Raw genomic sequence first — 21,989 nt, forward strand, 5'->3', positions numbered from 1 at the left:
GCCCAGGGGCAATCGGGGTCCGTACGAACGTGTGGTGCTGTGCTGTGGGGGGTCTCAGACACCCGAACCTGCGGGCACGGAGTCGGTCGCCTCCGTCCACAGATCCTGCTCGGCGCGATCCGCCTGGATCTGGCGGTACACGAGGAGCCCGCCGATGGCGGCCAGTGCGACCAGGAGAAGCTTCTTCACCGCGCGACCTCGTCTTTCGTTGACGTAGGGGACCTATGTCGGCCGATGATACACACCGGCCGATACCGATCGGTTACCTAGCCCGCGGTCGGCAACACCTCGTCCGAGGCCACTGCCGCGAGCCAACTTCCGCCTCCGTACAACGAATCGGCCCGGCCGGGGAGTTCCCCGGCCGGGCCGATCGGTGCGGTGCGGCTACCAGGACTTGAACCTGGGGCCTCTTCCTTATCAGGGAAGCGCTCTAACCGTCTGAGCTATAGCCGCGCGTTCGCTGCACCGAAAGATTAGCGCACTTCAGAGGCGTTCCCAAAATCGGTTCCGGGAGCCTCCCGAACGCCCTCCCGTGAGGGGATCACTCATCCTCGGCGAGGGTGAGCTCCACCCCGCCGACGAAGCCCGCCGACAGGTTGTAGATGAACGCGCCGAGCGTGGCCAGCGCGGTCGCCAGCACCACGTCGATCACCGCGATGACCGACGTGAACAGCAGCACCCGCGGCAGCGACAGGAACGACTGCAGATCGAAGCCGCCGCCGTCGCTGGAGCCGGTGGCCTCGCTGATCGTCCCGCCGACCGTGGAGAAGACGCCCATCGCGTTCATGACCATCCACAGCACGGCGGCGGCCACGACCGTGCAGATGCCCAGCGCGATGGAGAGCAGAAAGCTGACCTTCATGACCGACCACGGATCGGCGCGCGCCACCCGCAGCCGGGCCTTGCGGGTGCGCGGGACCGTGCCGGCGCCGGTACGCGGCCGGCGCACCGCCTGCCCGCCGTCCTGCCCCTCGCCGGTGGGGTAGGCCTGAGGCGGCTGGTACGGCCGCTGGGAGCCGCCCTCAGGGGCACGCCCCTGAGGCTTCGGCTGCGGCTGACGGGTATCGGTCACGGGTCCCCCCTGGTGTGAGCCCTCGTCTCGGGGGCCGGTGTCAGAAACGGCAGAGCCACGGGCGCTGTCCTCCGTCACGGTCGCGGGTCCGGACGGGGAGTCCTTCTTCGCTCCCGATCCACCCGCCGCAGCGCCCGTGGCTCCACTCACGACCTACTCCTCGTGCTACTCCGCCGCGGGCCGCTCGCCCTCGGCCGCCGTGGGCACGGTCTCCTCGGCCGCGTCGGCCTCGTCGGGCGCCTCGCCCCCGTCGACCTCTTCGGCTTCACGACCGGCCTCGGCGTTCCATGCGATGCCGACGACGGCATCACGCTTGCCCAGGTTGATCAGTTGGACGCCCATGGTGTCACGGCCGGTCTCCCGGACTCCGCTGACCCGCGTACGGATCACGCCACCGCCGAGCGTCACCGCCAAGATCTCGTCGCTCTCCTCGACGACCAGGGCTCCGACCAGCGAACCCCGGTCCTCCACGATCTTGGCGGCCTTGATCCCCAGGCCGCCGCGGCCCTGGACGCGGTACTCGTCGACCGCGGTGCGCTTGGCGTAGCCGCCGTCCGTGGCGGTGAAGACGAACGTACCCGCGCGGACCACGTTCATCGAGAGCAGTTCGTCGTCCTCACGGAAGCTCATGCCCTTCACGCCGGAGGTGGCCCGGCCCATCGGGCGCAGCGCCTCGTCCGTCGCGGTGAACCGGATCGACTGGGCCTTCTTGCTGATCAGCAGCAGGTCGTCGTGCTCCGAGACCAGCTCGGCGCCGATCAGCTCGTCGTCCGTGCCGTCCTCCTGCTCGCGCAGGTTGATCGCGATGACACCGCCGGAGCGCGGCGAGTCGTAGTCCTTGAGCGGCGTCTTCTTCACCAGGCCGGCCTTGGTGGCGAGCACCAGATACGGCATGGCCTCGTAGTCGCGGATCGCCAGGATCTGCGCGATCTGCTCGTCCGGCTGGAAGGCGAGGAGATTGGCCACATGCTGCCCGCGCGCGTCCCGCCCGGCGTCGGGGAGCTCGTAGGCCTTGGCGCGGTAGACCCGGCCCTTGTTCGTGAAGAACAGCAGCCAGTGGTGGGTGGTGGAGACGAAGAAGTGGTCGACGATGTCGTCTTCCTTGAGCTTCGTGCCCCGCACGCCCTTGCCGCCGCGCTTCTGCGAGCGGTAGTCGTCGGTCTTCGTCCGCTTCACATAGCCGCCACGGGTGATCGTGACGACGATGTCCTCCTCGGCGATCAGGTCCTCGATGGACATGTCGCCCTCGAAGGGCACCAGCTTGGAGCGCCGGTCGTCGCCGAACTTGTCGACGATCGCGGTCAGTTCCTCGCTGATGATCTGGCGCTGCCGCTCCGGGGAGGCCAGGATCGCGTTGTACTCGTTGATCTTGCGCTGCAGCTCGTCGTGCTCGGCGGTGATCTTCTGGCGCTCCAGGGCGGCCAGCCGGCGCAGCTGCATCTCCAGGATCGCGTTCGCCTGGATCTCGTCGATGGTCAGCAGGCCCATCAGGCCCTCGCGCGCCACCTCGACCGTCTCACTGCGCCGGATCAGCGCGATGACCTCGTCGATCGCGTCCAGCGCCTTGAGCAGACCGCGCAGGATGTGCGCCCGCTCCTCGGCCTTGCGCAGCCGGAACTTCGTCCGCCGGACGATGACCTCGATCTGGTGCGTCACCCAGTTGCGGATGAACGCGTCCAGCGAGAGCGTGCGCGGCACCCCGTCGACCAGCGCCAGCATGTTCGCGCCGAAGTTGGTCTGCAGATCGGTGTGCTTGTAGAGGTTGTTGAGGACGACCTTGGCGACCGCGTCCCGCTTGAGGACGATGACCAGGCGCTGGCCCGTACGCGAGGAGGTCTCGTCGCGGACGTCCGCGATGCCGCCGATCTTGCCGTCCTTCACGAGGTCGGCGATCTTCTGCGCGAGGTTGTCCGGGTTGACCTGGTAGGGCAGCTCGGTGACCACCAGGCACTGGCGGTTCTGGATCTCCTCGACCGCCACCACGGCGCGCATGGTGATCGAACCGCGGCCCGTGCGGTAGGCCTCCTCGATGCCCTTGCGGCCCACGACCAGTGCGCCGGTGGGGAAGTCGGGGCCCTTGATGCGCTCGATCAGCGCGTCCAGCAGCTCCTCGCTGGAGGCCTCGGGGTGCTCCAGCGCCCACTGGGCGCCGGCCGCGACCTCGCGCAGGTTGTGCGGCGGGATGTTCGTCGCCATGCCGACCGCGATACCGGCCGAGCCGTTGATCAGCAGGTTCGGGAAGCGCGCCGGCAGGACCGTCGGCTCCTGGTTACGGCCGTCGTAGTTGTCCTGGAAATCGACGGTCTCCTCGTCGATGTCCCGCAGCATCTCCATGGAGAGCTGCTTCATCTTGCACTCGGTGTACCGCATGGCCGCGGCCGGGTCGTTGCCCGGGGAGCCGAAGTTGCCGTTGGAATCCACCAGCGGCATCCGCATCGACCACGGCTGCGCCAGGCGCACCAGGGCGTCATAGATCGAGGAGTCGCCGTGCGGGTGGTACGTACCCATGACGTCGCCCACGACGCGGGCGCACTTGTAGAAGCCCTTCTCGGGGCGGTAGCCGCCGTCGTACATCGCGTACAGCACGCGGCGGTGCACCGGCTTGAGGCCGTCCCGCACATCGGGCAGCGCACGCGAGACGATGACGGACATCGCGTAGTCGAGGTAGGAGCGCTGCATCTCCGTCTCGAGCCCGACGGGCTCGACACGCATCCCGACGCCTTCGATGGCGGCGGGCGCGCCCTCGGCGGTCACGCCGTCCGGGGTCACAGGGGGGTTCTCGTCGGCCATGGTGGTTCAAAATCCTTTCGAGCTGCGGCTGTTGTTCGGGCCGACAGGGCTCAGATGTCGAGGAAGCGGACGTCCTTGGCGTTGCGCTGGATGAACGAGCGGCGCGCCTCGACGTCCTCGCCCATCAGCACGGAGAACAGGTCGTCCGCACGGGCCGCGTCGTCCAGCGAGACCTGACCGAGGACCCGGTGGTCGGTGTCCATGGTCGTGATGCGCAGTTCCTCGGCGTTCATCTCACCGAGACCCTTGAACCGCTGGATCGAGTCCTCACGGATCCGCTTGCCGTTCTGCTTGCCGAGCTCGATCAGCGCGTCCCGCTCCGCGTCGGAGTAGGCGTACTCGAAGTCGTCCCGGCCCCACTTGATCTTGTACAGCGGCGGGCGGGAGAGGTAGACGTGCCCGGCCTCGACCAGCGGCCGCATGAAGCGGAAGAGGAAGGTGAGCAGCAGGGTGTTGATGTGCTGACCGTCGACGTCGGCGTCCGCCATCAGGATGATCTTGTGATAGCGGAGCTTGTCGATGTCGAAGTCCTCGTGCACCCCCGTGCCGAACGCCGAGATCAGCGCCTGGACCTCGTTGTTCTGCAGGATCTTGTCGACCCTGGCCTTCTCGACGTTGAGGATCTTGCCTCGGATCGGCAGGATCGCCTGGTACTCCGGGTTACGGCCGGACTTGGCCGAGCCGCCGGCGGAGTCACCCTCGACGATGAAGATCTCGCACTTCTCGGGGTCGCTGGACTGGCAGTCGCTCAGCTTGCCCGGCAGCGACGCCGTCTCCAGCAGGCCCTTGCGGCGGGTCAGATCGCGCGCCTTACGGGCGGCCACGCGCGCGGTCGCGGCCTGGATGCCCTTGCGGATGATGTCCGCGGCCTCGTTGGGGTTGCGGTCCAACCAGTCGTTGAGGTGCTCGTGGACCACCTTCTGGACGAAGGTCTTCACCTCGGTGTTGCCCAGCTTGGTCTTGGTCTGCCCCTCGAACTGCGGCTCGGCGAGCTTGACCGAGATGATCGCCGTCAGACCCTCACGGATGTCCTCACCGGTGAGGTTGTCGTCCTTCTCGCGCAGCAGCTTCTTGTCGCGCGCGTAACGGTTGATCAGACCCGTCAGCGCGGCGCGGAAGCCCTCTTCGTGGGTGCCGCCCTCATGGGTGTGGATGATGTTCGCGAAGCTGTAGACACCCTCGCTGTACTGGGTGTTCCACTGCATTGCCAGCTCGACCGAGAGCTGACGCTCCTTGTCCTCGGCGTCCACCGAGATCACCGTCGGGTGCACCAGCTCGCCCTTGCGCGAGTTGAGGTACGTCACGAAGTCGACGATGCCGCCCTCGTAGTGGTACCGCACCGAGAGCGGCTTGCCCTCCTCGTCCACGTGGTCCGGGCGCTCGTCGGTCAGCGCGATCGTCAGACCCTTGTTGAGGAACGCCATCTCCTGGAAGCGCCGCGACAGCGTTTCGAAGCTGTACGTGGTGGTCTCGAAGATGTCGCCGTCGGCCCAGAACGTCACCGTCGTACCGGAGTCGTCGGTCGGCTCGTGCTTGGCCAGCGGCGCGGTCGGCACGCCGAGCTTGTACTCCTGCGTCCAGCGGTGGCCGTCCGTACGGACCTCGACCGCCACCCGCTGCGACAGCGCGTTCACGACGGACACACCCACGCCGTGCAGACCACCGGACACCGCGTAGCCGCCGCCGCCGAACTTGCCGCCCGCGTGCAGCACCGTCATGACGACCTCAACGGCCGGCTTGTTCTCCGACGGCACGATGCCGACGGGGATACCGCGGCCGTTGTCCTCGACCCGCACGCCACCGTCGGCCAGGATCGTGACCTGGATGGTGTCGGCGTGCCCCGCCAGCGCCTCGTCGACGGAGTTGTCGACGACCTCTTGCACGAGGTGGTGCAGACCGCGCTCACCCGTCGAGCCGATGTACATGCCGGGACGCTTACGGACCGCGTCCAGGCCTTCGAGGACGGTGATCGCGCTGGCGTCGTACGACTTCTCCACCGGGGAGTCGCCCATGGCGCCGGCCGGAACCCCCTCTTCAGTAGAAGCCGTGTTGTTCTCGTTGAGGTCGCCGGAGTCGGCCACGAAGCGCCCTTTCTGGCACAGCACGAGCCCTTCCGCGCCTGTGGGAATCACCCCTGGGAAGACAGGCGGGAGCGGCTGCGTCGTTCGACATGTTCCGCAAGTGGGCGGGATTGCCATCAGTCTACCGGTAGCGCTGACACTCATGGGGGTTTGCAGGTACCTGAGTCGTCATGTGCCGCCCTGAACTGGCGTCCGCCGACTCCCCATATTCGAGAAGGGGCCCCAGGACGCTCACACGGGCACTCAGCGCTTCGGACTGTCAACCGGCCGCTACCGTGAGCGGAGTCTCATCCGCCTCACCCGTAGAGGGGGGTCTCACGGCTCAGCCGTAGGTGTCGCCGGGGCCCTTGCTTCCCGGTGCCCGCAGCGATCCGTACCGGCGTGCGGGGCCCCCGGGACCCAGCACCTTGATGACCTTTACGGTGCCGTGGCCCAGGTCCTCGTTGAGGCGGGCCACCAGCGTCGGGGCCAGCAGCCGCAGCTGCGTCGCCCAGGCCGTCGAATCGCACTGGACGGTCAGGACCCGGGCCTCCTCGTCGTACTTCTGCGGCTCGCAGTGCTGCGCCACCTCGGGCCCGACCAGCTGCGGCCAGCGCCCCATCACCCCGCCGACCGCGGCAGGGGTCTCCCAGCCGCGTTCGGTGATCAGCCGGTTGATCGCCGCACCGAGCGGCAGCGGGTCGCGCCCGTCCGCCCGCGCGCCGGAGCGCAGCCCCCCGCGCCTGGCCTGCTTCTTCTGCTGCGCGGCCGCGCCCCGCGCACGCGCCTGCTCCTTGGCCGCGACCAGCGCCTGCCGGGCCAGATCCACCCCGGAGAGCTCAGGGGAAGGCTTGGGCGGGCCGGGCTGCTCCTCGCTCACGGGGTCACCTTCTCCGCGGCGCCGCCGGACACCGCATAGCGCGCCCCGGCCAGGGCGCCCGGAACGTCGTCGTCCACCGCGGCCGTCACCAGCACCTGTTCGCCCGGGGCCACCAGCTCCGCCAGCCGCTCACGGCGCCGCGCGTCCAGCTCGGCGAAGACGTCGTCGAGCACGAGCACCGGCTCATTGCCCTCGGCCCGCAGCAGGTCGTACGAGGCCAGCCGCAGCGCCAGCGCATACGACCAGGACTCGCCATGACTGGCGTACCCCTTCGCCGGGAGCTGCCCCAGCTTGAGCACGAGATCGTCGCGGTGCGGGCCGACCAGCGTCACCCCGCGCTCGATCTCACCCTTACGGGCCTCGCCGAGCGCCGCCAGCAGCACGCCGTACAGCTCCTCGCGGGTCGCGGCGTCGGCCATCGCCTCGCCCGCCGAACCGCGGTACTCCAGGGCCAGCGGCCCGCCGCCCGGCGCCAGCTGCTCATAGGCCTTGTCCGCGAGCGGCTGCAGCGCGGCGATCAGGTCGAGCCGCTGCGCCAGCAGCTCGGCGCCCGCGCGGGCCAGATGCTGGTCCCACACGTCCAGCGTCGACAGATCCATCTGCCGCCCGCCGTGCCTGCGCGCCAGCGCCGCGGTTTTCAACAGGGTGTTGCGCTGCTTGAGGACACGGTCGTAGTCCGAGCGCACCCCGGCCATCCGCGGCGATCGCGCGGTGATCAGCTCGTCCAGGAACCGCCGCCGCTCGCCCGGATCGCCCTTGACCAGCGCCAGGTCCTCCGGCGCGAACAGCACCGTCCGGACGATCCCCAGCACGTCCCGCGGCTTGACCTGCGACGACCTGTTGATCCTGGCGCGGTTGGCCTTGCCCGGGTTGAGCTCCAGCTCGACCAGCTGCTGCCGCTCTCCCTGGACGACCGCGGCCCGGATGACCGCCCGCTCGGCGCCCATCCGCACCAGCGGGGCGTCCGAGGAGACCCGGTGGCTGCCGAGCGTGGCCAGATAGCCGACCGCCTCGACCAGATTGGTCTTGCCCTGGCCGTTGGGGCCCACGAAAGCCGTGACGCCCGGGTCGAGCGGAACCTCGACCCGGGCGTACGAGCGGAAGTCGGCGAGGGACAGATGCGTGATGTGCATGGCTGGGCGCCGACCTCCCCCGGCGGTTGCTACCGGTTACTGCGGTGGTTACTGCTTCTTGCTACTTCTTGTTCTCGACCGCGTGGCCACCGAACTGGTTGCGCAGCGCGGCGATCATCTTCATCTGCGGGGAGTCGTCCTGACGGGAGGCGAAGCGCGCGAAGAGCGAGGCCGTGATCGCGGGCAGCGGCACGGAATTGTCGATCGCGGCCTCGACCGTCCAGCGGCCCTCACCGGAGTCGGCGGCGAAGCCGCGCAGCTTCTCCAGGTGCTCGTCGTCGTCGAGGGCGTTGACGGCCAGGTCGAGCAGCCAGGAGCGGATGACCGTCCCCTCCTGCCACGAGCGGAAGATCTCGCGCACGTCCGTGACGGAGTCGACCTTCTCCAGGAGCTCCCAGCCCTCGGCGAAGGCCTGCATCATGGCGTACTCGATGCCGTTGTGGACCATCTTCGCGAAGTGGCCGGCGCCGACCTTGCCGGCGTGCACCGCGCCGAACTCACCCTCGGGCTTGAGGGCGTCGAAGACCGGCTGCACCTTGGCGACATCGTCCTTGTCGCCGCCGTACATCAGCGCATAGCCGTTCTCCAGGCCCCAGACGCCGCCGGAGACACCGCAGTCGACGAAGCCGATGCCCTTGGCCTTCAGCTCCTCGGCGTGCTTCTCGTCGTCGGTCCAGCGGGAGTTGCCGCCGTCCACGACGATGTCGCCCGGCGACAGCAGCTCGGCCAGCTCGTCGATCGTGGACTGGGTGGCGGCACCGGCCGGCACCATGACCCAGACCACCCGCGGACCCTTGAGCTTGTCCACAAGCCCCTGAAGGCTGTTGACATCCGCCACGTCGGGGTTGCGGTCGTATCCGATGACGGTGTGGCCGGCGCGGCGAATGCGCTCGCGCATATTGCCGCCCATCTTGCCGAGACCGACGAGACCGAGCTCCATCAGAGACCCTCTTTGCACGTAGTCGTTGCTGTTCGTACCCGGGTCCGAGCCTACGCCCGCAGGTCCGCGCACACCTGTGGGCTCAGCCGCTCATCAGGGGCCCTTCAGCCGGTCGCCGCAAGGTGTGCGGCCAGGGCGCCGTCCGGGGTCCGCCGGTCGGCGCCGCCCCGGCAGCGGGACCGTCAGCCCGAGAGCCGCACCGGCATGATCAGGTACTTGTACGCGTCGTCCGCCTCGGCGTCCTTGGCCGGCCGGCCGCTCAGCAGCGCGGGCTTGGTCGAGGTCGTGAAGGACAGCTGCGCCACCGGGGAGTCGATGGCCGACAGGCCCTCCAGGAGGAAGCCCGGGTTGAAGGCGATCGAGATGTCGTCACCGTCCAGGTCGGCGTCCACCCGCTCCACAGCCTGTGCATCGTCGCTGGAGCCGGCCTCCAGGATCAGCACGCCCTGCTCGAAGCTCAGCCGGACCGGGGTGTTCCGCTCGGCCACCAGCGCCACACGCTTGACGGCCTCGACGAACGGGGCGGTCTCGATCACGGCGACCGAATTGAACTCGGTCGGGAAGAGGGTGCGGTACTTCGGCAGGTCGCCTTCCAGCAGACGCGTCGTCGTCCGCCGCCCGGCGCCCTCGAAACCGATCAGACCCTCGCCCTGGCCGGAGCCGGACAGCGCGAGGGTGACGGTGTCGCCGCTGCTCAGGGACTTGGCGGTGTCCAGCAGCGTCTTGGCGGGTACCAGCGCGACCGCGGAGGCGTCCGGGCTCTCCGGCTTCCACAGGAACTCACGCACCGCGAAGCGGTAGCGGTCGGTGGAGGCCAGGGTGACGGTGTCGCCCTCGATCTCGATCCGTACGCCGGTGAGCACCGGAAGGGTGTCGTCACGGCCGGCGGCGATGGCGACCTGGGCGGCGGCCGCGGCGAAGACCTCACCGGGGACGGTGCCGGTGGCGGTGGGCATCGTCGGCAGGGACGGGTACTCCTCCACGGGAAGGGTGTGGAGGGTGAAGCGCGAGGAGCCACAGACGACGGTCACCCGTACACCGTCGGTGGAAATCTCCACCGGGCGGTTGGGGAGCGCACGGCAGATGTCGGCGAGCAGCCGGCCGGAGACGAGGACCGTGCCCTCCTCTTCCACCTCTGCTTCCACCGAGACCCGGGCGGAGACCTCGTAGTCGAAGCCGGAGAGGCTCAGTGCGCCCTCCTCCGCCTTCAGCAGCAGGCCCGCGAGGACGGGCACCGGCGGACGGGCCGGGAGGCTCTTGGCCGCCCAGGCCACTGCCTCCGCGAGTACATCGCGCTCCACCCGGATCTTCACCGGAAACCGCCTCCTGCTGTTGCTGGCTCTCGCCCTGCTGGCCTTCGTCGTCGGCTGGGTTGCCGGAGACCAGTCTGACGCACGCCACCGACAGTCGGTGCGGCTCGGGGTCAAGTCGGCTCGACCGGTGGCGGACGCCCGGCGGCCAACTTGTGCACAGGCCCCGTTTCCGAACGAGTTCCCCGGTAGATATCCGTGGTCGTAGTAGTAGGGGCTGTGGAAACCGTGGACAACTGCTTTTGCGCAGGTCAACGCGGATTTTTTGTCCACTGCCCCTGTGGGTGGCGGTCGTGGAAAAGCCGGTGGTTCTGTGGACCGCCGGAAGTTCTGCACACCCGGTGCACAGGGGACGGGTACTTCTCCCCAGCGTCATCCCCAGCTTTACCCCCGTTCCCCACAGCCCAATCCATCACCTTGGTGTGACCGCTTTCACTCGGCCCGGTGAGGGCGGGTGTTGTGTTGCCGAACAGTGGACAGCGGTGTGGAGAAGCTGGTGATCGTTGGGGACAACAGCGGCTTGCCTGTGGGCGGGCGGTGGACAAGACGCGGTGTCTCCTGTGGACGAATCCGCTGTCCACAACCTGTGGAGGAAGGTTGGCCACAAATCCACACGCGGCTGACCTCCTCCGATGCCCCGTCAGAACACCGGCCTGTGGATCCCACAGGGATAACTTTCCCCTCCCCAGAATGTGGACGGAAGATTCTTGCCCAATCTGTGGAGGGAAGCCGTGACCGGCCGCGGAATCGAACACCGCAGGCGCGCTCCACAGGTTCGGGACGGCGCCGGGGCGGATCGGAAGTGGGGGCCACAGGGGTCCGGGAGCGTCTTCGGACGGCCTCGGGAGCGGCGCGTGACGCGTTCAGGAGCACTCGGAAGCCTCGCTCGAAGGCGCGCACAGGGCACGCGGGAAACGGTCGGGTGGAGGGAGACGCGGGCGCTTCGCCTGCGGGGGGCACGGGCTCGGCCCGCGGGGAGACGCGGGCGCTCGGCCTCTGGGAGGCACGGGAGCCCGGCCTCCGGGCGCGGGCTTCACCGAACGGCCGGCCCCCGTACGGCGAAGGGCGCTGCCGGAACGGATCCGGAGCGCCCTTGGACGTCCTGCGGTGGCCGATAAAGCAGCGGTGGCCGACCTCAGCCGTTCTTGATGCGGTTGGTCAGCTCGGTGACCTGGTTGTAGATCGAGCGCCGCTCGGCCATCAGCGCGCGGATCTTGCGGTCGGCGTGCATCACGGTCGTGTGGTCCCGGCCGCCGAACTGCGCGCCGATCTTCGGCAGCGAGAGATCGGTCAGCTCGCGGCACAGGTACATGGCGATCTGGCGGGCGGTCACCAGCACCCGGCTGCGCGACGAGCCGCACAGGTCGTCGATGGTCAGCCCGAAGTAGTCGGCGGTCGAGGCCATGATCGCGGTCGCGGTGATCTCCGGCGCGGCATCCTCGCCACCGGGGATCAGGTCCTTCAGCACGATCTCGGTCAGCCCCAGGTCCACCGGCTGCCGGTTGAGCGAGGCGAACGCCGTGACCCGGATCAGCGCGCCCTCCAGCTCACGGATGTTGCGTGAGATCCGGGACGCGATGAACTCCAGCACCTCCGGCGGCGCATTCAGCTGCTCCTGGACCGCCTTCTTGCGCAGGATCGCGATCCGGGTCTCCAGCTCGGGCGGCTGGACGTCGGTGATCAGGCCCCACTCGAAGCGGTTGCGCAGCCGGTCCTCCAGGGTGACCAGCTGCTTGGGCGGCCGGTCACTGGAGAGCACGATCTGCTTGTTCGCATTGTGCAGCGTGTTGAAGGTGTGGAAGAACTCCTCCTGCGTCGACTCCTTGCTCGCCAGGAACTGGATGTCGTCGACCAGCAGGATGTCCATGTCCCGGTAGCGCTTGCGGAACGCGTCCGCCTTGCCGTCGCGGATGGAGTTGATGAACTCGTTGGTGAACTCCTCCGAGCTCACGTACCGCACCCGGGTGCCGGGGTACAGGCTGCGCGCGTAGTGCCCGATCGCATGCAGCAGGTGGGTCTTGCCGAGACCGGACTCCCCGTAGATGAACAGCGGGTTGTAGGCCTTGGCCGGCGCCTCGGCGACGGCGACCGCGGCGGCGTGCGCGAAGCGGTTGGAGGCACCGATGACGAAGGTGTCGAAGAGGTACTTCGGGTTCAGCCGCGCGGTCGGCTCACCGGGGCCGGTCGCCGGTGCGGGCTGCGCGGCGAGCGGGCTGGGCGCACCGCTGGGCGCGGGGAGCACGGCGCCGGGGCCGGAGCCGGGAACGCCCGAGCGGCCGTTGTGCCCGCCGGGCTGGTGCTCGGAGAGGTCGCGGCGCGGCTGGTCGTAAGGGGAGCGGCCGTCGGAGTGCTGTGGCGGCCCGCTGCGGTCGGGCGCCTGCCCGCGGTAGTCGCTCTGCCGCTGCTGATGCTGCGACAGATGGGACGAGGGGGAGGCATAGGGGTCGCGCTCGGGGTAGCCGCTGAGGTGTTGCTGCTGCCAGCCGTAGTCGTCGCGCGGGCCGGGGCTGCCGGCCATACCGGAGGAGTGCTGCGGCCAGCCGCCGGGCTCGTGCCGGGGCTGCTGGTAGTCCGGATAGGCGGGGCGCACGCCGGGCAGGTCCTCGCCCTGGTGCCCGTAGCCCTGCCGGCTGTCATGCCGGTTGTCGTGACGGCTCTCGTGACGGTTGTCGTGCCGCGCTTCGTATCCGTCGTAGGCATCGTGTTGCTGCTGTGCCTGGTGCGACTGCTGAGGGTGCGGGGTGTGCTGCTGAGGCGACTGGTGCTGGGAGGACTGGTGGGGCGCGGGCGGCGACGGGGGCTCCTCGGAGGAGTCGTCAACGGTGATCGCGATCCGGATCGGGCGGCCGCACTCATGGCTCAGAGCCTCCCCGATCAGCGGCGCAAGACGGCCTTCCAGCACACCCTTGGCGAACTCATTGGGGACGGCGAGCAGCGCGGTATCGGCGACCAGCGCCAGCGGCTGGGTGCGCTTGAGCCAGTCCTGGTCCTTGGGCTTGAGCCCGTCAGCCTCCGCGCGAAGGAGATGGTCGAGCACGCGCGGCCACACTGCGGCGAGATCGGCAGGTACATCAGCCACGGGGCACGCTCTCTCAGCAGTCCCACGAATGTGTGATTCTCAGGACGGGCGGGAAGGAATCGGAGTTCAGCCACGGTAGTCAGGGCGGGCCTGGGGATTCAAGTTGTTGTCCACAGGCTGTGCATAGTGTGTCCTGACAAGAGGCCTGTCGGTGCCGCCGAGGAGCCGGTTTGACCGGATGGCGTAGCCGCGCGTACCGTGACCAGGTCGAGTTGTCGATGGCTGCTGCCGCCTGCCTCCGATGGGCAAAGATCACGCTCGAGTGATCGTGTAGCGGTGCACTTAGGCGTTGCGAGCTACTCGTGGGCGCACGGTGACAGCCAGTCGACGCCCCACATCTGTCTCTCCTTGAGACAACAAGCATTCCTGGAGCCCCCGAGTGAGCAAGCGCACCTTCCAGCCGAACAACCGCCGCCGCGCGAAGACCCACGGCTTCCGTCTGCGCATGCGGACCCGCGCCGGCCGCGCGATTCTCGCGTCCCGCCGTGGCAAGGGTCGCGCCCGCCTGTCGGCCTGAGCAGCCTGAAGCCAGGTCCATGACGTGCTGCCTACCGAGAATCGGCTGAGGCGGCGCGAGGACTTTGCGACCGCGGTACGCCGGGGACGCAGGGCCGGGCGCCCGCTCCTTGTCGTTCATTTCCGCAGCGGTGCAACGGACCCGCACGGGTCGGGGGAAAGTGTTCCCCCGGCACGTGCGGGTTTCGTCGTGAGCAAAGCAGTGGGCAATGCTGTCGTGCGCAACAAGGTCCAGCGCAGGCTTCGGCATCTGATGCGCGACCGGCTGGACCGGCTGCCCGCCGGTAGCCTGGTTGTCGTACGGGCCCTGCCCTGCGCGGGTGACGCGGAACACGACCAGCTGGCCCGCGACCTGGATGCCGCTCTTGAGCGGCTGCTGGGAGGGGTGCCGAGAGGCTGCCATCCCCCGGGGGCTGTGGGCGGCGGCTCCGCCGCGGGCCCCCGGAACCCCGGACGGGACCCGGGAGGGAGCGCACAGTGAAGTACCCGCTGCTGCTTTTGATCAAGATCTATCAGTGGACCATCAGCCCCTTGCTGGGACCGGTCTGCAAGTACTACCCGTCGTGCTCGCACTATGGCTACACGGCCATCGACAGGCACGGTGCGGTGAAAGGGACTGCGCTGACAGCCTGGCGCATCCTGCGATGCAATCCGTGGTCGCTCGGTGGCGTCGACCACGTCCCTCCCCGGAAGCGTCCGGTTTGGCATCAGCGGCTGAGGAGCCGCCTGGGCGGGCCCACCGTCCCTGAGCCTGTCGCCCAGCCCGAGACTCAGCCCAACGCCCAAGGAGCCTGATTCGTGGACACGATCCTCGGTCCCCTCTATATCGCTGTTTCCTGGATCATCGTCCAGTTCCACTCGTTCTACAGCCTCATCTTTGACAAGGACAGTGGCGCGGCGTGGGGTCTGTCCATCGTCTCGCTGGTGGTGCTGATCCGTATCTGCCTGATCCCGCTCTTCGTGAAGCAGATCAAGTCGACGCGGAACATGCAGGCGCTCCAGCCGAAGATGAAGGCGATCCAGGAGCGCTACAAGAACGACAAGCAGCGCCAGTCCGAAGAGATGATGAAGCTCTACAAGGAGACGGGCACCAACCCGCTCTCGAGCTGTCTCCCGATTCTGGCCCAATCGCCGTTCTTCATCTCGCTGTACCAGGTCCTGAGCCACATCGCGCAGAACAAGACGGTCGGCGTCATCGACCAGCCGCTGCTGGAGAGCGCGCAGAAGGCGCACATCTTTGGTGCGCCGCTGGCGGCGAAGTTCATGGACACCGCGGAGAAGATCCAGAGCCTCGGCGCTTCCGTGCTCGACGTCCGCGTGGTCACGATCATCATGATCGTCCTGATGTCGGCGTCGCAGTTCTACACGCAGCGCCAGCTGATGACCAAGAACGTCGACCTCACGGTGAAGACGCCCTTCATGCAGCAGCAGAAGATGCTGATGTACGTCTTCCCCATCATGTTCGCCGTCTTCGGTATCAACTTCCCCGTCGGTGTTCTCGTCTACTGGCTGACCACCAACGTGTGGACCATGGGCCAGCAGATGTTCGTCATCCGTCGTAACCCGACCCCGGGCAGCAAGGCCTTCGCGGAGCGCCAGGAGCGGCTGCGTGCCGCCGGCAAGGTCGTCGAGGACCCGGCCGTTGTCGAGGCGAAGCAGGCCGCCGAGGAGGCGCGCCAGAACCGCCAGCAGCCCAAGCGCCAGACGAAGTCCCAGCGGCAGACCGGCGGCGCGGCCCCGGCCGGCGGTGCGCAGAACCGTACGCGTGCCGGATCCGCTGCGGGTGACACGGGCGCCGGACAGGGTGCTGCGAAGAAGCAGTCGCTGGAGAAGAAGGACGCGCAGGAGGGCAAGGAAAAGGGCGGTGCCTCCGGGTCCCGCACCACCAAGTCCGGTCAGCGCAAGGGCCAGCAGCGCCCCAAGCACCCGTCCAAGAAGTAAGAAGGAGTCCTTTCGTGACGGACACGACCCCTGCCACCAAGGGCACCGACACCCTGACCCGCCTGGAGCAGGAAGGCGAGATCGCGGCCGACTACCTCGAGGGTCTGCTGGACATCGCCGACCTCGACGGTGACATCGACATGGATGTCGAGGCCGACCGTGCCGCTGTGTCGATCATCAGTGACTCGACCAGCCGCGACCTGCAGAAGCTGGTGGGCCGCGACGGTGAGGTGCTGGAGGCCCTGCAGGAGCTGACCCGGCTGGCCGTGCACCGTGAAACCGGTGACCGCAGCCGTCTGATGCTGGACATCGCCGGCTTCCGTGCGCGTAAGCGCGAGGAGCTCGCGGAGATCGGTGCGAAGGCCGCGGAAGAGGTCAAGGGCACCGGCGAGCCGGTGAAGCTCGACCCCATGACGCCGTTCGAGCGCAAGGTCGTCCACGACGCGGTGGCGGCGGCCGGGCTCCGGAGCGAGTCCGAGGGCGAGGAGCCGCAGCGCCGAGTGGTTGTTCTCCCGGCCTGACCGCTCAGCGCTCCCGTTTTTCTTTGGCCCCGTCTGCTCGCAGGCGGGGCCAAAAGTTGTCAGCGTTCTGTGTTATCCCGGGGGGCGTACCCCGGGTTCCCGGCAGGAAAAGCAGTCCAAAGGAAGGGCGGTTCCCGTGACGGAGGCAGCAGCGGAGCTCCCTCCTGCGCCGAAGGCGGCGGAGGAGGTTTTCGGCGAGCGCTTTGCGGAGGCCGTGCGGTACGGCGAACTGCTCGCCGACGCCGGGGTGAAGCGTGGGCTCATCGGCCCGCGTGAGGTGCCGCGGCTGTGGGAGCGGCATCTGTTGAACTGCGCGGTGCTCTCCGAGGTCGTGCCCGAGGGCGTCTCGGTGTGCGATGTGGGCTCGGGCGCCGGGCTGCCCGGAATCCCGCTGGCTCTGGTGCGCCCGGACCTGAAGATCACGCTGCTGGAGCCACTGCTGCGGCGTACGAACTTCCTTCAGGAAGTCGTCGAGCTGCTGGGGCTGGACCACGTCACGGTCGTGCGCGGGCGGGCCGAAGAGGTGATGGGGAAGCTGCCCCAGGTGCATGTGGTGACGGCGCGTGCCGTCGCCCCGCTCGACCGGCTGGCCGGCTGGGGTGTTCCGCTGCTGCGTCCCTACGGCGCAATGCTGGCGCTCAAGGGCGATGCCGCGGAGGAGGAGCTCAAGGGGGCCCGGGCGGCGCTGAGCAAGCTGGGCGTCGTGGAGACCTCGGTGGTGCACGTGGGCGAGGGCATCGTGGATCCGCCGTCGACCGTCGTGCGGGTCGAGGTGGGCGAGAGCCCCGGCGGTGTGCGCTTTGCGGCCAAGCGGGCCAAGGCGGCTCGGGTGGGCCGTGCCTCGAGGGGCCGCCGGCGCTGACGCCCTGGCGCTGGAGCGCTACAGCTCGGCAGGGGTGCCAAGGGGGTGCCGTTCCGCGAGAAGAGAAAACGGCAAAAGTGCCCAATGCCATCAAAACGACACAAGACGGAGTGTCGCGGCCGATTCAGGCGTGACGCTGGCATCGTGTTTCACGTGAAACGTCGTTCTCTACTACAAGGGATCATCGACCGTGGTCGTGCGGCCGCCGTGCCGCGCGACCGTAGACCCACAAGGGTCAGCGAAGTATCCACAGAAGTGGATTCGTCCACAGGAGAACGGACCTCACTGGTTCGCGACACCGAAAGCATGGCAGGCTCTGAACATTGCGAGCCTGATGTCGAGGAGAGTGAATCCTTGCGGTCCGACGCCAACATCGCGGGACCGATGACCGATCCGGTCCCCGGTCCCCGTAGCGAGTCGTTCGGGGACGACGTTTCACGTGAAACGCCGCCCCCGATGGACGACACCCCGATCGGTCGTGCAGCTCAGCTGGCGGTGGAGGCACTTGGCCGCGCGGGTGAGGGGCTGCCCCGGCCTGAACAGACTCGGGTCATGGTGGTTGCCAACCAGAAAGGCGGGGTCGGCAAGACCACGACCACGGTGAACCTGGCGGCCTCCTTGGCCCTGCACGGTGCCCGGGTTCTGGTGATCGACCTCGACCCCCAGGGCAATGCGTCAACGGCTCTGGGCATCGACCACCACTCCGAGGTGCCCTCTATCTACGACGTACTGGTGGAGAGCAAGCCACTCTCCGATGTCGTACAGCCGGTCCTGGATGTCGAGGGCTTGTTCTGTGCGCCCGCCACGATCGACCTGGCCGGTGCGGAGATCGAGCTGGTCTCGCTGGTGGCTCGTGAGAGTCGGCTGGACCGAGCCATCAAGGCGTATGAACAGCCGCTGGACTACATCTTCATCGACTGCCCGCCCTCGCTCGGCCTGCTGACGGTGAACGCTCTGGTGGCCGGCGCCGAGGTACTGATCCCGATTCAGTGCGAGTATTACGCGCTGGAGGGGCTGGGCCAGTTGCTCCGGAACGTTGATCTGGTGCGGGGGCATCTCAACCCCAAGCTCCATGTCTCGACGATCCTGCTCACCATGTACGACGGCCGCACCCGGCTGGCCTCCCAGGTCGCCGACGAGGTGCGCAGTCACTTCGGCCACGAGGTGCTCCGTACCAGCATTCCCCGCTCGGTGCGCATCTCCGAGGCACCCAGCTATGGGCAGACGGTGCTCACCTATGACCCGGGATCCAGTGGCTCGCTTTCGTATCTCGAAGCAGCCCGAGAGATCGCGTTGCGTGGGGCCCCGCAGACCGGGGTCCAGGGCCTCAGCGTCAACTATGAAGCACAGCACAGCATCTCGGAGGGGACTCAGTGAGCGAACGACGTAGAGGCCTGGGCCGTGGGCTCGGTGCGCTGATCCCCGCGGCACCGCAGAGCACGGACCATGTCGGGCCTACGGGGCAGGGAGCGGCGTCATCGTCGTCCGCACCGGTCTTGGCCCCGGAACGAGGAGTGGCGGCCGCCAAGGTGACGTCGCTTCCGACGCACGGTGTTTCACGTGAAACGGAAACATCGGCAGGATCGGAGGCATCGTCGGCGGGCGTCTCGGAAGTGGCAGGCGCACACTTCGCCGAGGTGCCCCTGGATGCGATCAAGCCGAACCCGCGCCAGCCGCGTGAGGTCTTCGACGAGGACGCCCTTGCCGAGCTGGTCACCTCCATCAAGGAGGTGGGCCTGCTCCAGCCGGTGGTGGTCCGGCAGACGGGACCGGGGCGGTATGAGCTCATCATGGGCGAGCGCCGCTGGCGGGCGTGCCGTGAGGCCGGCCTGGACAAGATTCCAGCGATCGTGCGGGCCACGGATGATGAGAAGCTGCTGCTCGATGCGCTTCTGGAAAATCTCCACCGGGCACAGCTCAACCCCCTGGAAGAGGCAGCCGCTTATGACCAGCTGCTGAAGGACTTCAAGTGCACGCATGACGAGCTGGCCGACCGGATCGGGCGTTCGCGGCCGCAGGTTTCCAACACGCTGCGGCTGCTGAAGCTCTCGCCGTCCGTGCAGAAGCGGCTCGCCGCAGGTGTGCTCTCCGCAGGACATGCCCGCGCTCTGCTGTCCGTGGAGGACTCGGAAGAGCAGGACCACCTCGCGCGCCGCATCGTGGCGGAGGGACTGTCGGTCCGTTCCGTCGAGGAGATCGTGACGCTGATGGGGTCGACCCCCAAGAGCGCGAGCAAGGCCAAGGGGCCGCGTGCGGGCGCCCGGGTGTCTCCTGCGCTGACGGGCCTGGCCTCCCGGCTGTCCGATCGCTTCGAGACCCGGGTGAAGGTCGACCTGGGGCAGAAGAAGGGAAAGATCGTCGTCGAGTTCGCCTCGATGGACGATCTGGAGCGCATCCTCGGCACGCTCGCCCCTGGTGAGGGGCGCGTCCTGGGCCAGTCGCTGGCCGAGGAGAACGACGACGAAGAGTGAGCTGAAGCTCTCGGCTCCTGGGCGGGCCGTGTTCCGGAGTTCATACCGGAACACGGCCCGCCCTTTGCTCTCTTGCGGTACCCGTGCCCGTAAAGGGTGGATACGATGCGTTCGGGTATGGCACGCATCCATGTGGAGAGACCTCACACCGAGGAGAGGGCCATGCAATCGGTGAGTCGCACCGGACTGTTGGCAGCGGGGTTCGGCCTCGCAGCTGTCGGAGGATTCGTTGGTGGTCTGCTCAGAGAGCAGGCGGCGCTGACGGCGCTTCGTGGTGCGGCAGGTGAGGGAAGCGAGGACCTTGTTCCATGGGCCGTCGGCTCGTACCGCTCACGCTGGACAACCTTCCGGACCTTCCCAAGCGCTGCCGCTCCTGTGTCTTCTGGGAGCTCGACCCCGTCAGCGGCGAGGCCGCGGTAAAGGCGGGACGCCCGGAGCTTGAGAAGGAAGCCTGGATCTCGGCAGTACTGCTGGAGTGGGGGTCCTGCGGGCGGGTGGTCTATGTCGACGAGGTGCCCGTCGGGTTCGTGATGTACGCCCCGCCGGCGTATGTGCCGCGCTCCACGGCCTTCCCCACCAGTCCGGTCTCACCGGATGCGGTGCAGTTGCTGACGGCGTGGCTGAACCCTGGCTACCAAGGTCAGGGGCTGGGGCGGGTGATGGTCCAGACGGTCGCCAAGGACCTCATCCAGCGAGGCTTCAAAGCCATCGAGGCCTTTGGTGATGCCCGCTGGAGCGAGCCGGCGTGTGTGCTGCCCGCCCATCACCTCCTTGCGGTCGGCTTCAAAACCGTACGGCCCCATCCCCGCTTTCCTCGGCTGCGCCTTGAGCTGCGGACCACGATTTCGTGGAAGGAAGATGTCGAGCTGGCTCTCGACCGTCTGCTGGGAGCCGTGCAGAAGGAACCGGCCCTGCGACCTTTGTAGGCCGTGCGGTTTCACGTGAAACAGAGAACGGGCCCGCCCTTTGGTGGGGCAGGCCCGTTTTCCGTGAAACGGAGTGGCGCGCGTCAGGCGAGGTAGTCCGACAGGTCGCGCTCGATCGCCGCCTTCGGCTTGGCACCGACGATGGTCTTCACGACCTCGCCGCCCTGGTAGACGTTCATGGTCGGGATCGACATGACGCCGTACTTGGCGGTGGTGGCCGGGTTCTCGTCGGTGTTCAGCTTGGCGATGACGATCTCGTCGTGCTCGGCGGCAATTGCCTCCAGGGACGGGGCGACCTGGCGGCACGGGCCGCACCAGGTGGCCCAGAAGTCCACAAGGACAGGCTTGTCGCTCTTGAGAACGACCTCTTCGAAGTTGTCGTCCGTGACGGTCACCGTGGCGCCGGCCATGGCAATCTCCTTACTGGGTGGGTGGTGGGAAAGCTGGGTGCGCGGATCAGACGGAGGCGGTCTTGTCCGGCTCGGCCGCCTCGCTGTCCGACAGTGCAGCGAGGAATCGCTCGGCGTCGAGGGCGGCGGAGCAGCCCGTACCGGCGGCAGTGATCGCCTGACGGTAGGTGTGGTCGACGACATCGCCGGCACCGAAGACGCCCGTCAGGTTGGTCCGGGTGCTGGGCGCATCGACCTTGAGGTAGCCCTCGTCGTCGAGCTTCAGCTGCCCCTTGAACAGCTCGGTCCGCGGGTCATGGCCGATCGCGATGAAGAGGCCGGTGACGGGGAGCTCGGAGGTCTCGCCGGTCTTGCGGTTGCGCAGTGTCAGACCCGAGAGCTTGCTCTCACCGTGGATCTCGGCGACGTCGCTGTCCCAGACAAACTTGATCTTCGGGTCCGCGAAGGCACGCTCCTGCATCGCCTTGCTGGCCCGCAGGGTGTCGCGGCGGTGGACGACCGTGACCGACTTGGCGAAGCGGGAGAGGAAGGTGGCCTCCTCCATCGCGGTGTCGCCTCCACCGATGACGGCGATGTCCTGGTCCTTGAAGAAGAACCCGTCGCAGGTGGCGCACCAGGAGACGCCACGGCCGGACAGCTCGTCCTCACGGGGAAGGCCGAGCTTGCGGTGCTGGGAACCGGTGCTGACGATCACGGTCTTCGCGCGGTGCACGTTGCCGGCGGTGTCCGTGACGGTCTTGATCTCCTCGGAGAGGTCGACCGAGACGATGTCGTCCGGCACCAGCTCGGCGCCGAAGCGCTCCGCCTGGGCGCGCATGTTGTCCATCAGGTCCGGCCCCATGATGCCGTCGCGGAAACCGGGGAAGTTCTCCACGTCAGTGGTGTTCATCAGCGCGCCTCCGGCGGTGACGGCACCTTCGAAGACCAGCGGCTTCAGGGACGCGCGGGCGGTGTAGAGCGCTGCGGTGTAGCCCGCGGGCCCGGAGCCAATGATGATCACGTTGCGGACGTCGCTCACGGGTGTCTTCCTTGTCTCTGCCGACTGCTTGCTGGGGCTCTCGGAACTCTCACCCCACCC

At 68.0% G+C, this 21,989-nt stretch carries 19 protein-coding genes, 1 tRNA gene and 1 pseudogene; 9 read left to right on the forward strand and 12 right to left on the reverse strand.

Features of this window, described 5'->3' with window-relative positions:
- Window positions 1-54 precede the first annotated feature (54 nt).
- The 10 genes from ACGFR7_RS11245 to dnaA all read right to left on the reverse strand — a co-directional run bounded on the left by ACGFR7_RS11245 (window position 55) and on the right by dnaA (window position 13,264).
- Window positions 55-189, reverse strand: coding sequence for a DLW-39 family protein (locus ACGFR7_RS11245; RefSeq protein ID WP_003958712.1), 135 nt, complete (start codon window positions 187-189; stop codon window positions 55-57).
- A gap of 190 nt (window positions 190-379) precedes the next feature.
- Window positions 380-453, reverse strand: a tRNA-Ile gene (locus ACGFR7_RS11250).
- Between the two features lie 88 nt (window positions 454-541).
- Entirely contained in the window at window positions 542-1,222 is a 681-nt protein-coding gene (locus tag ACGFR7_RS11255) for a DUF3566 domain-containing protein (protein ID WP_393316266.1), read from the reverse strand.
- A 15-nt stretch (window positions 1,223-1,237) separates the two neighbouring features.
- Window positions 1,238-3,862 carry a DNA gyrase subunit A gene (gene gyrA, locus ACGFR7_RS11260; RefSeq protein WP_393316268.1) on the reverse strand — a complete coding sequence of 875 codons (2,625 nt, stop codon included), beginning with the start codon at window positions 3,860-3,862 and terminating at the stop codon, window positions 1,238-1,240.
- A gap of 50 nt (window positions 3,863-3,912) precedes the next feature.
- Window positions 3,913-5,967, reverse strand: coding sequence for a DNA topoisomerase (ATP-hydrolyzing) subunit B (gyrB, locus tag ACGFR7_RS11265; RefSeq protein WP_393316270.1), 2,055 nt, complete (start codon window positions 5,965-5,967; stop codon window positions 3,913-3,915).
- A gap of 298 nt (window positions 5,968-6,265) precedes the next feature.
- Entirely contained in the window at window positions 6,266-6,802 is a 537-nt protein-coding gene (locus ACGFR7_RS11270; RefSeq protein ID WP_393316273.1) for a DUF721 domain-containing protein, read from the reverse strand.
- Window positions 6,799-7,935, reverse strand: a complete 1,137-nt coding sequence (recF, locus tag ACGFR7_RS11275; protein ID WP_393316276.1) for a DNA replication/repair protein RecF — start codon at window positions 7,933-7,935, stop codon at window positions 6,799-6,801. The genes ACGFR7_RS11270 and recF overlap by 4 nt, the downstream gene beginning before the upstream one ends.
- A gap of 61 nt (window positions 7,936-7,996) precedes the next feature.
- Window positions 7,997-8,875 carry a phosphogluconate dehydrogenase (NAD(+)-dependent, decarboxylating) gene (gnd, locus tag ACGFR7_RS11280; RefSeq protein ID WP_393316279.1) on the reverse strand — a complete coding sequence of 293 codons (879 nt, stop codon included), beginning with the start codon at window positions 8,873-8,875 and terminating at the stop codon, window positions 7,997-7,999.
- A gap of 182 nt (window positions 8,876-9,057) precedes the next feature.
- The gene (gene dnaN / locus ACGFR7_RS11285) at window positions 9,058-10,188 is read right to left on the reverse strand and encodes a DNA polymerase III subunit beta (protein ID WP_328385706.1); all 1,131 of its coding nucleotides are present in this window, start codon (window positions 10,186-10,188) and stop codon (window positions 9,058-9,060) included.
- 1,132 nt (window positions 10,189-11,320) lie between these two features.
- The gene (gene dnaA / locus ACGFR7_RS11290; protein ID WP_393316283.1) at window positions 11,321-13,264 is read right to left on the reverse strand and encodes a chromosomal replication initiator protein DnaA; all 1,944 of its coding nucleotides are present in this window, start codon (window positions 13,262-13,264) and stop codon (window positions 11,321-11,323) included.
- Window positions 13,265-13,643: 379 nt separating this feature from the next.
- Between dnaA and rpmH the strand changes: the two genes are divergently transcribed.
- The 9 genes and pseudogenes from rpmH (at window position 13,644) to ACGFR7_RS11335 (ending at window position 20,501) form a co-directional block, all read left to right on the forward strand.
- Complete coding sequence (rpmH, locus tag ACGFR7_RS11295; RefSeq protein ID WP_003949374.1) at window positions 13,644-13,781, forward strand: 50S ribosomal protein L34; 138 nt, start codon at window positions 13,644-13,646, stop codon at window positions 13,779-13,781.
- A gap of 24 nt (window positions 13,782-13,805) precedes the next feature.
- Window positions 13,806-14,174: pseudogene (rnpA, locus tag ACGFR7_RS11300) on the forward strand (ribonuclease P protein component); the annotation flags it as partial.
- Between the two features lie 83 nt (window positions 14,175-14,257).
- A complete protein-coding gene (yidD, locus tag ACGFR7_RS11305; RefSeq protein WP_006604423.1) occupies window positions 14,258-14,575 on the forward strand; it encodes a membrane protein insertion efficiency factor YidD in 318 nt (105 codons plus the stop codon).
- A 3-nt stretch (window positions 14,576-14,578) separates the two neighbouring features.
- Window positions 14,579-15,721, forward strand: a complete 1,143-nt coding sequence (gene yidC, locus ACGFR7_RS11310; RefSeq protein ID WP_393316287.1) for a membrane protein insertase YidC — start codon at window positions 14,579-14,581, stop codon at window positions 15,719-15,721.
- A 14-nt stretch (window positions 15,722-15,735) separates the two neighbouring features.
- Window positions 15,736-16,242: a R3H domain-containing nucleic acid-binding protein gene (locus ACGFR7_RS11315; RefSeq protein ID WP_088798841.1), complete on the forward strand. Its 507-nt coding sequence runs from the start codon at window positions 15,736-15,738 to the stop codon at window positions 16,240-16,242.
- 136 nt (window positions 16,243-16,378) lie between these two features.
- Window positions 16,379-17,104, forward strand: a complete 726-nt coding sequence (rsmG, locus tag ACGFR7_RS11320; RefSeq protein ID WP_393316290.1) for a 16S rRNA (guanine(527)-N(7))-methyltransferase RsmG — start codon at window positions 16,379-16,381, stop codon at window positions 17,102-17,104.
- Between the two features lie 306 nt (window positions 17,105-17,410).
- Entirely contained in the window at window positions 17,411-18,481 is a 1,071-nt protein-coding gene (locus tag ACGFR7_RS11325) for an AAA family ATPase (RefSeq protein ID WP_393316293.1), read from the forward strand.
- Window positions 18,478-19,575 (forward strand): ParB/RepB/Spo0J family partition protein, encoded by a 1,098-nt coding sequence (locus tag ACGFR7_RS11330; RefSeq protein ID WP_393316296.1) that lies wholly within the window; start codon window positions 18,478-18,480, stop codon window positions 19,573-19,575. The genes ACGFR7_RS11325 and ACGFR7_RS11330 overlap by 4 nt, the downstream gene beginning before the upstream one ends.
- Before the next feature lie 308 nt (window positions 19,576-19,883).
- Window positions 19,884-20,501 carry a GNAT family N-acetyltransferase gene (locus tag ACGFR7_RS11335; RefSeq protein WP_393316299.1) on the forward strand — a complete coding sequence of 206 codons (618 nt, stop codon included), beginning with the start codon at window positions 19,884-19,886 and terminating at the stop codon, window positions 20,499-20,501.
- Window positions 20,502-20,584: 83 nt separating this feature from the next.
- On the opposite strand, the gene trxA is transcribed toward ACGFR7_RS11335, so the two are convergent.
- Complete coding sequence (gene trxA / locus ACGFR7_RS11340; protein WP_030075727.1) at window positions 20,585-20,911, reverse strand: thioredoxin; 327 nt, start codon at window positions 20,909-20,911, stop codon at window positions 20,585-20,587.
- 46 nt (window positions 20,912-20,957) lie between these two features.
- Entirely contained in the window at window positions 20,958-21,929 is a 972-nt protein-coding gene (gene trxB / locus ACGFR7_RS11345) for a thioredoxin-disulfide reductase (RefSeq protein WP_311622972.1), read from the reverse strand.
- Window positions 21,930-21,989 lie beyond the last annotated feature (60 nt).

The organism is Streptomyces sp. NPDC048516, assembly GCF_043199875.1.
Lineage (GTDB): Bacteria > Actinomycetota > Actinomycetes > Streptomycetales > Streptomycetaceae > Streptomyces.

Coding starts and splice junctions, on each gene's coding strand:
- trxA (WP_030075727.1), bottom strand. CDS start 20,911: ATGGCCGGCGCCACGGTGACCGTCACGGACGACAACTTCGAAGAGGTC.
- gyrA (WP_393316268.1), bottom strand. CDS start 3,862: ATGGCCGACGAGAACCCCCCTGTGACCCCGGACGGCGTGACCGCCGAG.
- gnd (WP_393316279.1), bottom strand. CDS start 8,875: ATGGAGCTCGGTCTCGTCGGTCTCGGCAAGATGGGCGGCAATATGCGC.
- ACGFR7_RS11325 (WP_393316293.1), top strand. CDS start 17,411: ATGGCAGGCTCTGAACATTGCGAGCCTGATGTCGAGGAGAGTGAATCC.
- ACGFR7_RS11335 (WP_393316299.1), top strand. CDS start 19,884: ATGGGCCGTCGGCTCGTACCGCTCACGCTGGACAACCTTCCGGACCTT.
- recF (WP_393316276.1), bottom strand. CDS start 7,935: ATGCACATCACGCATCTGTCCCTCGCCGACTTCCGCTCGTACGCCCGG.